Below are 13,565 nucleotides of genomic sequence, written 5' to 3' on the forward strand. Positions count from 1 at the left end.
CCGGTGAGCCGGGCCACGTAGCCACGTAGCCGTGCCGGTCGATGCCGGCCGTGCCGGTCAGTGCTCCGGGTGCAGCGCGGTGTCGGCCGGCCCCTGCCGCCAGCCGGTGAACACGACGGTGAGGCCGGCGCGGACCGGCGCGCAGCAGAACGGTCCGGCCATGGCCTCGGCCGCCGGGTCCAGCGGGGCGAGCCGGACCAGCCGCCACGGTTCGTCGTCCACCCGGGCCCGGACGGTCAGCGCGTCGCCGGCCCGGCTGACCCGGACGGTCACCTCCCGGCCCGCCCACTCCGGCACCGGTGCCACGGACCAGTCGGAGAACTCCCGGGTCACCACCGCGCCGAGTTGGAGTTCGCCGTCGCTCACCTCGACGCCGGCCTTGGTCCAGGTGCGCTCGTCCACCCGGACCAGCGCACCGGCCTGGTCGAACTGCCCGGTGAGGTCGAGCCGGAAACTCACCTCCATGGCGCTGCCGACCGGCAGCGGGGCCAGCAGGGCGGGACCGTTGTCGTGCACGAACCCGTAGCTGGTCCGCCGCCAGAGGTCGCTCTCCGCCGCCGGTTCGACGACCAACTCGCCGGCCGGGCCCTCCTCGGCGCGGACCGGCGGATACAGCCAGCCGCCCCGGGCCCAGTCCAACGGTTCGCTCGGCGGTACGAGGTCGATCTCCATGACCGGCACGGTACCGGCCGGAAGCGACCGTTCGGACTCCGCCGCCCGTCGTGGGGGTTTGCCGCGGTGATCCACCGGAGAAGTTCCTCCGGCATGGGTGACCGTTGGTATTCCGAAGCCGTCGTCTACTGCCTCGACATCGACACGTACGCCGATTCCAACGGCGACGGGGTCGGTGACATCCGCGGGCTGATCGGCCGGCTGGACTACCTGGCCCGGCTGGGCGTGACCTGCCTGTGGCTGCACCCGATCCACCCGTCACCCAACCGCGACGACGGCTACGACGCCACCGACTTCTACAACGTGGACCCGCGCTTCGGCACCCTCGGCGACTTCGCGGAGCTGCTGCACCAGGCGCAGAACCGGGGCATCCGCGTGATCATCGACCTGGTCGTCAACCACACCTCCGACGAGCACCCGTGGTTCCAGTCCGCCCGCTCGTCGCCGGACTCGCCGTACCGCGACTGGTTCGTCTGGTCCGACACCGAGCCGGACGATCGGCACCAGGGCATGGTCTTCCCCGGCGAGCAGGACGAGACCTGGAGCTACGACCGCACCGCCAAGGCATGGTTCTACCACCGGTTCTACAAGTTCCAGCCGGACCTCAACTTCGCCAACCCGGAGGTTCGGGCGGAGATCAAGAAGATCATGTCGTTCTGGCTCCAGCTCGGCGTCTCCGGCTTCCGGATGGACGCGGTGCCGTTCATCATCGAGCTGACCGAGCCGGGCAACCCGAACTCGCCGAAGGACTTCGAGTTCCTCACCGAGCTGCGCCAGCACGTGCAGTGGCGGCGCGGCGACGCGGTCCTGCTGGCCGAGGCGAACGTCGAGCCGGACCAGCTGCCGACGTTCTTCGGCGACGCCGGAGGCTCGGGCAACCGGATCCACATGCTCTTCGACTTCATGCTCAACGGCCGGCTCATGCTGGCCCTGGCCCGGCAGGACCCGGAGCCGCTGGTCGAGGCACTGCGGGACACCCCGACGCTGCCCGTCGGCGGCCAGTGGGCCACCTTCCTGCGCAACCACGACGAGATCGACCTGTCCCGGCTCACCACCGAACAGCGCAACCAGGTGTACGCGCAGTTCGGCCCGGACGAGGACATGCGCATCTACGACCGGGGCATCCGCCGCCGGCTCGCCCCGATGCTCGGCAACGACAGGCGTCGCCTCGAGCTGGCGTACGCCCTCCAGTTCTCGCTGCGCGGCACGCCGGTGCTGCGCTACGGCGAGGAGATCGGGATGGGGGACGACCTGTCGCTGCCCGGTCGGGAGGCGATCCGTACCCCGATGCAGTGGTCGTACCAGCCCAACGCCGGCTTCTCCACGGCGGACCCGGAGAAGCTGGTCCGCCCGGTGATCGACAAGGGTGAGTTCGGCTACCAGACGGTCAACGTCACAGCCCAGCGTGGTGACTCGAAGTCGCTGCTCGCCTGGTTCGAGCGCATGATCCGGACGCTGCGTGAGGCACCGGAGGTCGGTTCCGGCTCGACCACCCACATCGACGTGCCCGCGCCGGCCGGAGTGCTGGCGCACCGGGCGGACGGTCCGACCGGGACGATGGTCTTCCTGCACAACCTGGGCACCGACGACGTCGAGGTGGACCTGAGCACCCTGGAGGCCGAGGCCGACCTGCCGAACGACGTGCTCGCCGACCGCGGCTACGGCGAGCTGGGCAAGCTCGGCGCGGTCAAGCTCTCCGGTTACGGCTACCGCTGGATCCGGCTCTGTCGGGGCTCGGTGGGGACGGGTTAAGCTCCACCGACCGAGCCAAGTTACCCGGAGGTAATCATGTCGGAGGAGCCCCGCGTCGCCATCGTCACCGGAGCCGCACGCGGTATCGGTGCGGCCACCGCCCGCCGGCTGGCCGCCGACGGCATGGCCGTCGCCGTGGTCGACATCGAGGAGGCGGCCACCAAGGAGACAGTGGACGCCATCGCCGGTGCCGGCGGCCGGGCCCTCGGCGTCGGTGCCGACGTGTCCGACCGGGACCAGGTCGAGGCCGCCGTGGAGCGGATCGCCGCCGAGCTGGGCGCGCCCACGGTGCTGGTCAACAACGCCGGGGTGCTCCGCGACAACCTGCTGTTCAAGATGACCAACGCCGACTGGGACACGGTCATGGGGGTGCACCTGCGCGGCGCGTTCCTGTTCAGCCAGGCCGCCCAGAAGCACATGGTGGACCGGAAGTGGGGGCGGATCGTCAACCTCTCCAGCACCTCCGCGCTGGGCAACCGGGGCCAGGCGAACTACGCCGCCGCCAAGGCCGGTCTCCAGGGCTTCACCAAGACGCTCGCCATCGAGCTGGGGCCGTTCGGGGTGACAGTCAACGCGGTGGCGCCCGGCTTCATCGTCACCGACATGACCGCCGCCACCGCCGCCCGGATGAAGGTGGACTTCGAGGACCTCCAGAAGCACGCCGCCGCCGAGATCCCGGTACGTCGCCCCGGCCGGCCGGAGGACGTCGCGCACACCATCTCGTTCCTGGCCAGCGAGGGGGCGGGGTTCGTCTCCGGCCAGGTCATCTACGTGGCCGGCGGCCCGCGAAACTGACCCGTACCCGTCGAGGGCGCTCCCGCACGAGTGAGCGCCCTCGACGCGTGCGCGGGTCGTTCAGGCGGGGTCGCGGCGGGTGCGCCAGAGCCAGAACAGGCCGAGCACCGGCAACACCAGCGGGATGTAGCCGTACCCGCTGCCGAACTGCGACCAGACCGTCTCGTCGGGGAAGAGTTCCCTGTCGGCCAGGCTCAGGACGCCGACCGCGACCACCCCGACCAGCTCCAGCGAACAGCAGGCCAGCGCGACCCGTCGGCCGGTGTGCCCGGCGCGGGCCAACCCCACCGCGGCGACGATGTAGATGAGCGCGGCCAGCGCGGAGAGCAGGTACGCCACCGGCGCCTCGTCGAACCTGGTGGCGATCTGCAGGCCCGCCCGGCTGGTCGCCGCGATGGCGAAGAGCAGGTAGACCGCGATCAGCAGCCGGCCCGGACCGGTGTTCGTCGCGCGCCGCGCCGGTCGTGTCTCAACCACCGAGGACCTCCCAGGTCTGCTGCAACCGGACCACCACCACCGGGGCCACCAGGCAGACCGCGCAGACGATCGCCGAACCCCAGCGGGTCGGCTCCATCCGGGCCAGCACCCAGGCCAGCGGCGGCAGGCAGACCAGCGTGACCAGGTAGCCGAAGAAGGCGCCGGGCTCGCCGGGCCGGTCCCCGCCGCCGACCGCGACCAACGCCAGCACGGTCAGCGCGAGCAGCGCCAGTTCCAGGACGGCCAGGCCGGCGAACTGCACCCGGTCCGGTGGCCGGTGGCGTACCGCCGCCACCAGTGCCCACACCGCGACGAGCAGCGACAGCACTATCGACGCCGTCGCGAGAATCCCGTCCACCGGCGAGTTGGCCGCCGCCGCACTGGTCATCGGCCCCACCCGGTCGTTGCCTCGGTCACCGGCACAGCCTACTAACCGTCGTAGTACCTCGGTGATCCTGCCTCGCCGTCCTTCGCCACCGCCTGTCGAGCGGCCGGGCCGTGGCGGGCCGGGCGCGGCCGAGAACCCGCGGGCTCGGGGTTGGTCGACCCGCCGCCGTCACGGCTGGTGGGGCGACTAGCGTGGATCACGCCCGTGGCGTCGCCGCGGTGAGGGGAAACGGCGGAGGTACACGTGCTGCGGTTCGGGTTGTTCGGCACCGGTCACTGGGCGATCGAGACGCACGGGAAGGCGCTGCACGCACACCCGGACGCGGAGTTGGTCGGGGTCTGGGGGCGCAACCCGGAGCGGGCCGCCGCGCTGGCCGAGCGGTACGGGGTGCCGGCGTTCGCCGACGTCGACGCGCTGCTGGACGTGTGCGACGCGGTCGCTGTCGCGCTGCCGCCGAACATCCAGGCCGACATCGCGATCCGGGCGGCCGCCGCGGGCCGGCACCTGCTGCTGGACAAGCCGCTGGCGCTGACCGTCGAGGACGCCGATCAGGTGGTCGCGGCAGCCGAGGCGTCGGGCGTCGCCTCGGTCGTCTTCTTCACCCAGCGGTTCCAGCCGAACGTCACCGCGTTCCTCGCCGCCACCGCCGCCGCCGGGGGATGGCAGCACGGGCGGACAGTCGCGTTCGCCTCGATCTTCCAGGAGGGCAGCCCGTACGGCGGTTCGCTGTGGCGTCGGGAGCACGGCGCGCTCTGGGACATCGCCCCGCACGCGCTCTCCATCATCCTGCCGGTGCTGGGTCGGGTGACCCGGGTGGCCGCGATGGACGGACCGAGCGGGATGGTGCACCTGCTGCTGACCCACGACGGTGGCGCCACCAGCAGCGCCTCGCTCTCCCTGGACGCCCCGAGCGAGTCGACGACCCGCGAGTTCGTCTTCTACGGCGAGAACGGCATCGAGACCGTCCCGGCCGGCGAGAACGAACCGGCCACGGCGTTCGGCGTGGCGATCGACCAGCTCGTGGAGCAGGTGCGCGCGGGCACCCGCGACCACCGCTGCGACGTCCGGTTCGGCCGTGAGGTGGTCGCCATCCTCGCCGCCGCCGAAACCGCCCGCACCGAATCCCGCACCATCCCCCTCCCGTAACCCCACCCCCCACCCGTCCCCGTCCCCGCCCGGCCCCCGCCCGACCCCGGCCGTCCCCCGCCCGACCCCGTTGATCATGAAGTTAGCGACACCCGGCACGGCGTGTCGTGACGATAACTTCATGATCAACGGGGAAAGGCAACGGGGGAAGGCCTGGGGGGAGGGAGGGGGAGGGCTGCACCCCGCCACCGCTGATCGGCTCATTCCTGCCGCCGCACCGGCGCTGCCGCCCCGTCGCCGCCGCATCGCCGCGTCTCCGCGCCATCGTCCAGGGCCGTCCGAGTCCAGATCCCACTCGGACAGGCCCGGAATCCCGGCTGCCTGTCCAGCCCGTCGCCGAACGGCGACAGACAGGACGACGACCCGTGGCGCCCCGCAACTCCCGACCAACCGAACGCGACCGGTCCCGTCGCGTACTCAGCCAGAACTTTCTCGTCGACCGGGCCGCGGTGGCGCGGCTGGTCCGCGCTGCCGACCCCGATCCGGACGGGCTCCTGCTGGAGGTCGGCGCCGGTCGCGGCCAGTTGACCCGGCCGCTCGCCGCCCGCTGCGGGCGACTGACGGCGTACGAGGTGGGTCCGGCAGCCGGCCGGGAGTTGGCCGCCGTCCGCGCGGCCCTGCCCAACGTCGAGCACCGGCAGGCCGACTTCCTCGCCGCCGAGCCGCCACCGGTGCCGTTCGCGGTGGTCGGCAACATCCCGTGGTCGCTGACGGCCGCCGTGGTGCGGTTCGCTCGCGGCGACCCTGCGCCGGCACCACCCGCCGGCCCGGGCGGCCGCGGCGCTGCGCGCCACCCGGATAGCGTCGGACGCCCCGGTCGGGTACGTCTGGCCGGAACAGTGGCTGGTGCTGTTCCGACTGCTGCACGCCCGCTGATCGCGGCGGGGGTCAGGAGAGGGTCGTCAGCGCGGCGTTCAGTTCGTCCGGTGACTCGAACTGCTCCACCGGCAACGCCTGCAACATCTGCAACATCGCCGTGCTGGCCCCGTTCTCCTGGCCCCAGCGGACCAGGTCCTCGCGGGAGACCGGGTAGTCGAGCCCGGCCAGGTACTCCTGCAACTGAACCCCGGTGACGGTCATGCCGGCCGGCTACCCGCTCGCCGCACCCGTACACCGGTCGGCCGGGCGGCCGGCGGACGGCGTGTCGCCCGGCGGCGCGCCGACGGTTTGTCGGAGCGGCCGCCGGGTAGCCGCTGGCATGCTGGTTCAGCGGCTCGGCGCGCCGAGCGACTTCGACCCGTTGCTGGAGCGCGTCCGGGACGCCCGGGTGGTGATGATCGGCGAATCCACCCACGGCAGCTACGACTACTACCGGCTGCGCGAGCAGCTCACCCGCCGGCTGATCGCGGAGTGTGGCTTCTCGTTCGTGGCAGTGGAGGGCGACTGGCCGGACTGCGACCGGGTGCACCGCTCGGTCACCGGCGCGCCGGGTGGTGCTCCTGACCCGCAGACCGCGCTCGAGGGGTTCGAGCGGTGGCCGACCTGGATGTGGGCGAACGCCGAGGTGGCCCGGTTCTGCCGCTGGATGCGCGCGTGGAACCTGGAGCGCCCGGAGGATCAACGGGCTGGGTTCCACGGGCTCGACGTGTACAGCCTCTGGGAGTCGATGCAGGCGATCTTCGACTATCTGGGGGAGGAGGACCCGACCTCGCTGGAGGCGGCGCAGGACGCGTACCGGTGCTTCGAGCCGTACGGCAAACGGGTCGAGGAGTACGGCGCGGCCAGCCGGTTCGTCTCCGCCCGGTGCGAGGAGGAGGTGGTGCGACTGCTGGCCAGGACCCGGGAGCAGGCGCTCTCCGACGGTCCGGACCGCTTCTCGGCCTGGCAGAACGCGGAGGTGGTGGCCGGCGCGGAGCGTTACTACCGGGCGATGGTGGCCGGCGGACCGGATTCGTGGAACATCCGGGATACCCACATGCAGGACACCCTGGACCGGCTGCTGGACCGGTACGGCCCGGACGCCCGGGGCATCGTCTGGGCGCACAACACACACGTCGGGGACGCCCGGGCCACCGACATGACCGCGGACGGGATGATCAACATCGGCCAGCTGGCCCGGGAGCGGCACGGTGACGACGCCGTGGCCCTGATCGGCTTCGGCAGTTACCGGGGTACGGCGATCGCCGCACCCCGGTGGGGCTCACCGGCCGAGGCGATGATCGTCCCGCCGGCCCGGGAGGGGTCGGTGGAGCGGCGTCTGCACGAGCTGATGCCGGAGCGGGCGGTGCTGGTCTTCGGCGGCGACGACCAGCCGGGCTGGGTCACCGGCATCGCGGACCACCGGGCGATCGGAGTCGTCTACGACCCGTCCTTCGAGTCCTGGGGCAACTACGTGCCCACCCGACTCGGCGAACGCTACGACGCCTTCATCTGGTGCGACGAGACCACCGCCCTGCACCCGCTGCCCGTCCCGGCCGTGTCCGGCGAGATGGAGACCTACCCCGCGGGTGTCTGACCGGGCCGGGCAGCGGGAGGGTCAGACGTGCGTCGGGGTGCGGTCCGCGAGTTCCGCGCGCAGGCCCTCGCCCTCGATGTCGACGTTCGGTAGGGCGCGGTTGAGCCAGCGGGGGAGCCACCAGGCACGGTCCGCGAGCAGCGACATCACCGCGGGAACGATGGTCATCCGGACCACGAAGGCGTCGATGGCCACACCCACGGCGAGCGCGAAGCCCATCGACTTGATCACCGGATCCTCCAGGAAGACGAAGCCTCCGAAGACCGAGATCATGATGAGCGCGGCGGCGGTGACCACCCGGGCGCCGTGCCCCATGCCGCTGATGGTGGCCTGCCGGGCCGACTCGCCGTGCACGAAGTCCTCCCGCATCCGGGACACCAGGAACACCTCGTAGTCCATCGCGAGCCCGAACAGGATCCCGATGAGCAGGATCGGCAGGAAGCTGATCAGCGGGCCCGGGGTGTCCAGGCCGACGAGGTCGGCGAGGTGCCCCTGTTGGAAGACCGCCACAGTGATGCCGAACGTGGCGGCGACGGTGAGCAGGAAGCCCAGCGCGGCCTTGACCGGCACCAGCAGTGAGCGGAACACCAGCATCAGCAGCAGCACCGAGAGCCCGACCACCAGCAGCAGGTAGACCGGCAGCGCGTCGGAGAGCTTCTCGGAGACGTCGATGCCGATCGCGGTGACACCGGTGAGCAGCACGTCCGCGTCGCGGATCCCGCTCACCGAGGCACGGACGTCGTGCACCAGCGTCTCGGTGGCCTCGTCGGTCGGGCCGGTCTTCGGCACCACCCCGAGCAGGGCCGTCCGGCCATCCGGGCTGAGCTGTGCCGGCGCCACCGCGAGCACGTTGTCGGTGCGCTGGAGCAGCGCGGTGACCTGCGGCACCGCGGCCGAGGTGGCCTGTGGCGTGTCGCCCGCGACCACCACCGCGAGGCGGCCGGTGAAGCCCGCCCCGAAGCCCTCGGTGGTCAGGTCGTTCGACACCCGGGCGGGCGAGCCGGCGGCCGCCGTGGAGGCGTCCGGCAGGGCCAGCCGCATGTCCGGCGTGGGCAGCGCGAGCAGCCCGAGGCCGAGCAGGCCGACGAGGATGACGGGTACGCGGAACCGGGTGACCAGCCGCGCCCAGCGGAAGCCGAAGCCGGACCGGTCCTCGGTCGGCGCGGTGGCGGCAGCCGGGCGGTCGATGTCCGTGTCGTCGGCCGGCGTGCTGTCGGCGGTGACCGAGCGCAGCCGGCGGGGAAGCACCCGGCGACCGGCGAAGCCGAGCAGCGCGGGCTGGAGGGTGATGGCGACGAGCACCGCGACGGTGACCGTGCCGGCGGCGGCGAGACCCATCACGGTGAGGAACGGGATGTCCACCACGGCGAGCCCGGCCAGGGCGATGACGACGGTGGCGCCCGCGAAGACCACGGCGGAGCCGGCGGTACCCACGGCCCGGCCGACCGCCTCCTCGGGGGACAGACCGTCCAGCAGGTTCTGCCGGTGCCGGGAGGTGATGAACAGCGAGTAGTCGATGCCGACCGCGAGGCCGAGCATCAGCGCCAGGATCGGCGCGGTGCTGGTCAACTGGACCACGCTGCTCAGCGCGAACAGGCCGGCCATGCCGGCGCCCACGCCGATCAGCGCGTTGAGCATGGTCATGCCGGCGGCCACCAGCGAGCCGAACGTGATGATCAGGACGATCGCGGCGACCAGTACGCCGAGCGCCTCGGTGGAGCCGATCTCCGGCTCACCGCCCAGCACCTCGCCGCCCGGGGCGACCTGCCAACCCTGCGCCTCGGCCGCGGCGCCCACCTGCTCGTACGCCGTCTTCTGCTCGTCGGTCACCTCGTCCGCTCCGGTGGCGAACTGGACCTGGACCAGCGCGTACCGGCCGTTGGGCGAGACCGCGCCGACCTGGAACGGGTCGACGGCGCCGACCACGCCGGGCAGCGTCGCGGCCTGCTGGACGATCTCCTGCACCACGCCGCGACCCTGCGGGCTGGCCAGTTGGCCGTCACCCGGTGCCTTGACGGCGATGGTGCCGGTGGCACCACTGGCCGCGGGGAACTGCTGCGCGAGCAGGTCGAGCGCCCGCTGGCTCTCGGTGCCGGGCATTGTGAAGTTGCTCGCCGTCGGGCCGCGCAGGGTCGCCGCGGCCAGGCCGGCGACGACGAGTACGACGAGCCAGAGCGCGACGACGAGCCGTCGCCGGCGCAGCGCGCCCCGGCCGAGCCGGTAGAGCAGGGTGGCCATCAGGTTTCCTTGTCCTCGGTCGTGGGTGGTTGGGGCAGGGGAGGCTCGACGGGTTCGACGGCCCGCCGGACGAGGGTGAGCAGAGCGGGGCGCAACTCGTCGTCGGGAACGTCGACGAATTCGGCGCACGCTTCGGGGATGCCGGCGAGTAGCACCAGCGCGCTGATCCGCGCACCGGGCCGCTCGGAGTGCCCGGCGAAGGCGTCCCGCAGGCGTTCCGAGATCTGCTGGATGTGCGCGAACGCCGGCTGGGCCAGCAGCTCCGGGAACTCGCCGCGGAGCAGCGCGATCTGCCGCCGGAACCGCACCGCGAGGTCGACGAAGCCGACCGCGGCGACCTGCTGGGCGGCCGCGCCGGTCAGGCCGGTGAGTTGGTCGTCGAGGTCCCGCAGCATCGCGATGGCCGGGGCCATCAGCTCGGCGAGCAGGGCTTCCTTGTTGGCGAAGTGGTAGAGCACTGTGGCCTTGGAGCAGCCGACCTCGCGGGCGATGTCCTGCAACGAGGTGCCCCGGTAGCCGGTCACCGCGAACCGTCGCGCCGCCGCTGCCAGGATCTCGCCGTGCGTCTCGGACACCGCTCTGGCCATCACCGGTCCACCTCCGCAGACCAGCATGCCTGACCGATCGGTCAGACCCTGACCGATCGGTCAGCTCAATGTGGTGGTGTTCCCCACACGCCGGCGGGGTTTAACCGGCGTGGTCGCGGTCGTACCTGGTCCGCGCCTCGGCGATGGCCCGGCGGTGCCGCTCGGCCCAGCTGGTCAGCGCCACCAGCGACTCGTAGAGCTCCAGCGCCATCGGGGTGGCGGTGTACTCCACCTTGGGCGGGACGGTGGGGTAGACCGTGCGGTGCAGCAGGCCGTCCCGCTCCAGGTTGCGCAGGGTCAGCGTGAGCATCCGGCGGCTGATCCCCTCGATGTGCCGCTCCAGCTCGGTGAAGCGCACCGGACCGTTCGAGGCGGCCACCAGGATGCCGATGCTCCACTTGCCGCCGACCCGGTCGAGCACCTCGCGGACGGTGCACGCCCGGGCCTGGCCCGGGGTGAACGGCACGTTCCCCGGCGCGCAGGCCAGCTCGGCCTGGACCAGCGCGGACACATCGCTGTTCCTCTGGGACATCACAGTGCCTCCTTCCGCTCCCGCTCATGGTCACAGACGATGGCGTCGGTAACAAACAATGCACCAAGGAGGCGTTCCGATGGACCGTGCCGTCCCGTCCCGCTGGCCGGCGCTGCTCGTGCTCTGCGCCGGCAGCCTGATGATCATTCTGGACGGCAGCGTCGTCGCGGTGGCGCTGCCCGCCGTGCAACGCGATTTGGGCTTCACCGCCGCCGGCCTGGCCTGGGTGGTCAACGCCTACCTGGTCGCGTTCGGCGGGCTGCTGCTGCTCTCCGGCCGCCTCGGCGATCTGCTCGGCCGGCGGCGGATCTTTCTGGCCGGCATCGCGCTGTTCACCCTGGCCTCGCTGGCCTGCGCGTCGGCCACCGGGCCGGCCGTGCTGGTCGGGGCCCGCTTCGGCCAGGGTGTCGGCGGCGCCCTGGCCATGGCGGTCAGCCTCGGCATGATCGTCCGGCTCTATCCCGAGCCGGCCGAGCGGGCCCGCGCGATCGCCGTCTTCAGCTTCACCGGGGCGGCGGGCGCCTCGGTCGGCACGGTGGCCGGCGGGCTGCTCACCGAGCTGGCCGGCTGGCGGTCGATCTTTCTCATCAACGTGCCGATCGGGGCGGCGATCCTGCTCGCCGCCGTCCGCCGGCTCCCCGTCGAGCGGGGCGTCGGCCTGCGGGCGGGCCTGGACCTGCCCGGCGCGTTGCTCGCCACCGCCGGCCTGATGGCCGGTGTGCTGGGCATCGTGGGGACCGGCGAGCACGGCTGGACCAGCCCGCGCACCCTCGGCGCGGCGGCGCTCGCGGCGTTGCTGCTGGGCGGGTTCGCGGCCCGGCAGCGGGTGGCACCCGTACCGCTGCTGCCGGCCCGCGTGCTGCGCGTACCCGGCCTGGTCGCGGCGAACGCCGTGCAGTTCCTCATGATCTCCGCGTACTTCGGCTTCCAGTTCCTGCTCGCCGTGGAGCTGCAACTGGTGCTCGGGCTGGACGCGGCGGCGACCGGCTGGGCCTTCCTGCCCACCCCGGTGGTGATCGCGGTGGTGTCGCTCGGCCTGGCGGGTCGGCTGATCGCCCGGTGGGGCGCCCGGGCCGTGCTGCTGGCCGGGCTCGGCCTGGCCACAGTCGGTTTCCTGCTGCTCGGCCGGCTGCCCGCCGACGGCGGCTACCTCGCCGACGTGCTTCCCGCGATGCTGATCTTCGGGATGGCCGGTGGCCTGACCCTGCCGGCCGTCACCACGCTCGCGATGTCCGGCGCGACCGACGCGGACGCCGGGCTGGCGTCCGGGCTCGCCAACACCACCCAGCAGGTCGGCGGGGCGGTCGGGCTCGCCGCGCTGGCGACCCTGGCCGCCACGCGCGCCGACGGTCTGCGGGCCGCAGGCTGGGCCGAGGCGGCGGCGTTGGCCGGCGGCTACCGGATGGCGTTCACCGTCGCCGCCGCCCTGGTGGTCGCCGCGCTGCTGGTCGCGCTGACCACGCTGCCGGGTGCCCGCCGCGCCGCGCCGCCGGCCGGGATCGAGCGGCAGCGAAGCGCCGCGTCCAGTTGACCGACGACACCGGGACCGGGAGGGTGAGCGGGTGAGCGAGGCTGACGAAACCCGGGACGGGGTGGCCCTGACCAACCTCGACCAGCCGCTGTCCGACCGCGACGACGCGACCAAGCGCGACCTGGTCGACTACCTCGACGCGGTCCGGGACCGGATCCTCCCGCAGTTGCGGGACCGGCCGTTGTCGGTGATCCGGGTCCGCCCCGGCCAGCCGCCGTTCATGCAGAAGAACCTGCCCCGGTACACCCCGGACTGGGTCCGCCGGGTGCCGGTCTGGGCGGAGGCGTCGCACCGGGAGGTCTCGTACGCCCTCTGCGACGACCGGCGCACCCTGCTCTGGTTCGCCAACCAGCGGGCGGTGGAGTACCACCCGACGCTGGCCACCGCGGCCGACCTGCACCGCCCGACCCACCTGGTGCTCGACCTGGACCCGCCGGAGGGGGACGGCTTCGGCGCGGCGGTCGGCGCCGCGCTGCTGGTCCGCCAGGCGCTCGCCGACGCCGGTCTGTCCGGGGCGGTCAAGACCAGTGGCGCCAAGGGCGTGCACGTCTTCGTCCCGATCTCCGACGGCCCCATGGCCGAGGAGTTGGCCGCCGCCACCCGGGCGGTGGCCGCCCGGGCCGAGCGGCTGGACCCGGCGCTGGCCACCACGGCGTTCATTCGGGAGGACCGGGGCGGCCGGGTCTTCGTGGACGCCACCCGGGCCGGCGGGGCGACCGTGGTGGCGGCGTACAGCCCGCGGCTGCGCCCCGGGCTGCCGGTCTCCTTTCCTGTCGACTGGGCCGACCTGACCGAGGTGACCCCGGCCGACTTCACCATCCGGACCGTCCCGGCGCTGGTGGCCGGGGCCGACCCGTGGGCCGGGTCGATGCCGGCGCCGCAGCCGCTGCCCGCCGACCTCGTGGCCGAAGGGCGGACCATCCCGGTGGCCCGGGTGCAGGCCATGCACGAGGGCAAGCGCCGGGCCCGCGCCCGCCGTGAAGCCGGCTGAC

The 13,565-nt window shown here is 72.9% G+C and carries 13 protein-coding genes and 1 pseudogene; 7 read left to right on the top strand and 7 right to left on the bottom strand.

The annotated features are described in order from the left end of the window. Positions 1-57 precede the first annotated feature (57 nt). On the bottom strand, positions 58-672 hold the full coding sequence (locus GA0070607_RS17700; RefSeq protein ID WP_089021908.1) for a DUF1349 domain-containing protein: 615 nt from the start codon (positions 670-672) through the stop codon (positions 58-60). Positions 673-765: 93 nt separating this feature from the next. Here GA0070607_RS17700 and GA0070607_RS17705 point away from each other — a divergent pair, with 93 nt between their 5' ends. Then, positions 766-2,424, top strand: coding sequence for an alpha-amylase family protein (locus tag GA0070607_RS17705; RefSeq protein WP_089019196.1), 1,659 nt, complete (start codon positions 766-768; stop codon positions 2,422-2,424). Positions 2,425-2,460: 36 nt separating this feature from the next. Continuing rightward, entirely contained in the window at positions 2,461-3,219 is a 759-nt protein-coding gene (fabG, locus tag GA0070607_RS17710; protein ID WP_089019197.1) for a 3-oxoacyl-ACP reductase FabG, read from the top strand. Between the two features lie 60 nt (positions 3,220-3,279). Here the strand turns inward: fabG and GA0070607_RS17715 are convergent, their stop codons facing one another. Both GA0070607_RS17715 and GA0070607_RS17720 read right to left on the bottom strand, forming a co-directional pair. Further along, positions 3,280-3,696, bottom strand: coding sequence for a hypothetical protein (locus GA0070607_RS17715; RefSeq protein WP_089019198.1), 417 nt, complete (start codon positions 3,694-3,696; stop codon positions 3,280-3,282). After that, the gene (locus tag GA0070607_RS17720; protein ID WP_089019199.1) at positions 3,689-4,084 is read right to left on the bottom strand and encodes a hypothetical protein; all 396 of its coding nucleotides are present in this window, start codon (positions 4,082-4,084) and stop codon (positions 3,689-3,691) included. The genes GA0070607_RS17715 and GA0070607_RS17720 overlap by 8 nt, the downstream gene beginning before the upstream one ends. Before the next feature lie 243 nt (positions 4,085-4,327). Here GA0070607_RS17720 and GA0070607_RS17725 point away from each other — a divergent pair, with 243 nt between their 5' ends. Both GA0070607_RS17725 and GA0070607_RS17730 read left to right on the top strand, forming a co-directional pair. Beyond that, complete coding sequence (locus GA0070607_RS17725) at positions 4,328-5,230, top strand: Gfo/Idh/MocA family protein (protein ID WP_089019200.1); 903 nt, start codon at positions 4,328-4,330, stop codon at positions 5,228-5,230. Positions 5,231-5,595: 365 nt separating this feature from the next. Then, positions 5,596-6,106 (top strand): annotated as a pseudogene (locus GA0070607_RS17730) (rRNA adenine N-6-methyltransferase family protein). A 12-nt stretch (positions 6,107-6,118) separates the two neighbouring features. Here the strand turns inward: GA0070607_RS17730 and GA0070607_RS17735 are convergent. Continuing rightward, positions 6,119-6,310, bottom strand: a complete 192-nt coding sequence (locus GA0070607_RS17735; RefSeq protein WP_089019201.1) for a DUF2795 domain-containing protein — start codon at positions 6,308-6,310, stop codon at positions 6,119-6,121. Between the two features lie 118 nt (positions 6,311-6,428). Between GA0070607_RS17735 and GA0070607_RS17740 the strand changes: the two genes are divergently transcribed. Beyond that, positions 6,429-7,685, top strand: a complete 1,257-nt coding sequence (locus tag GA0070607_RS17740) for an erythromycin esterase family protein (protein ID WP_089021909.1) — start codon at positions 6,429-6,431, stop codon at positions 7,683-7,685. A 21-nt stretch (positions 7,686-7,706) separates the two neighbouring features. Here the strand turns inward: GA0070607_RS17740 and GA0070607_RS17745 are convergent, their stop codons facing one another. From GA0070607_RS17745 to GA0070607_RS17755, 3 genes are all read right to left on the bottom strand, one after another. Beyond that, on the bottom strand, positions 7,707-9,923 hold the full coding sequence (locus GA0070607_RS17745; protein ID WP_089019202.1) for an MMPL family transporter: 2,217 nt from the start codon (positions 9,921-9,923) through the stop codon (positions 7,707-7,709). Next, positions 9,923-10,510 carry a TetR/AcrR family transcriptional regulator gene (locus GA0070607_RS17750; protein WP_089021910.1) on the bottom strand — a complete coding sequence of 196 codons (588 nt, stop codon included), beginning with the start codon at positions 10,508-10,510 and terminating at the stop codon, positions 9,923-9,925. Before GA0070607_RS17750 ends, GA0070607_RS17745 begins: the two co-directional genes overlap by 1 nt. 100 nt (positions 10,511-10,610) lie before the next feature. Then, a complete protein-coding gene (locus GA0070607_RS17755) occupies positions 10,611-11,045 on the bottom strand; it encodes a winged helix-turn-helix transcriptional regulator (RefSeq protein ID WP_231929970.1) in 435 nt (144 codons plus the stop codon). Between the two features lie 76 nt (positions 11,046-11,121). Between GA0070607_RS17755 and GA0070607_RS17760 the strand changes: the two genes are divergently transcribed. Further along, complete coding sequence (locus tag GA0070607_RS17760) at positions 11,122-12,573, top strand: MFS transporter (protein ID WP_089019203.1); 1,452 nt, start codon at positions 11,122-11,124, stop codon at positions 12,571-12,573. Between the two features lie 31 nt (positions 12,574-12,604). Beyond that, entirely contained in the window at positions 12,605-13,564 is a 960-nt protein-coding gene (locus GA0070607_RS17765) for a DNA polymerase domain-containing protein (protein WP_089019204.1), read from the top strand. Position 13,565: the final 1 nt, after the last annotated feature.

It is taken from the genome of Micromonospora coriariae (genome assembly GCF_900091455.1).
Taxonomy (GTDB): domain Bacteria; phylum Actinomycetota; class Actinomycetes; order Mycobacteriales; family Micromonosporaceae; genus Micromonospora; species Micromonospora coriariae.

Bases quoted from the DNA above. Each gene is read 5' to 3' on its own strand.
- GA0070607_RS17700 (WP_089021908.1), bottom strand. From the start codon at position 672: ATGGAGATCGACCTCGTACCGCCGAGCGAACCGTTGGACTGGGCCCGG.
- GA0070607_RS17705 (WP_089019196.1), top strand. From the start codon at position 766: ATGGGTGACCGTTGGTATTCCGAAGCCGTCGTCTACTGCCTCGACATC.
- fabG (WP_089019197.1), top strand. From the start codon at position 2,461: ATGTCGGAGGAGCCCCGCGTCGCCATCGTCACCGGAGCCGCACGCGGT.
- GA0070607_RS17720 (WP_089019199.1), bottom strand. From the start codon at position 4,084: ATGACCAGTGCGGCGGCGGCCAACTCGCCGGTGGACGGGATTCTCGCG.
- GA0070607_RS17735 (WP_089019201.1), bottom strand. From the start codon at position 6,310: ATGACCGTCACCGGGGTTCAGTTGCAGGAGTACCTGGCCGGGCTCGAC.
- GA0070607_RS17740 (WP_089021909.1), top strand. From the start codon at position 6,429: ATGCTGGTTCAGCGGCTCGGCGCGCCGAGCGACTTCGACCCGTTGCTG.
- GA0070607_RS17745 (WP_089019202.1), bottom strand. From the start codon at position 9,923: ATGGCCACCCTGCTCTACCGGCTCGGCCGGGGCGCGCTGCGCCGGCGA.
- GA0070607_RS17750 (WP_089021910.1), bottom strand. From the start codon at position 10,510: ATGGCCAGAGCGGTGTCCGAGACGCACGGCGAGATCCTGGCAGCGGCG.
- GA0070607_RS17760 (WP_089019203.1), top strand. From the start codon at position 11,122: ATGGACCGTGCCGTCCCGTCCCGCTGGCCGGCGCTGCTCGTGCTCTGC.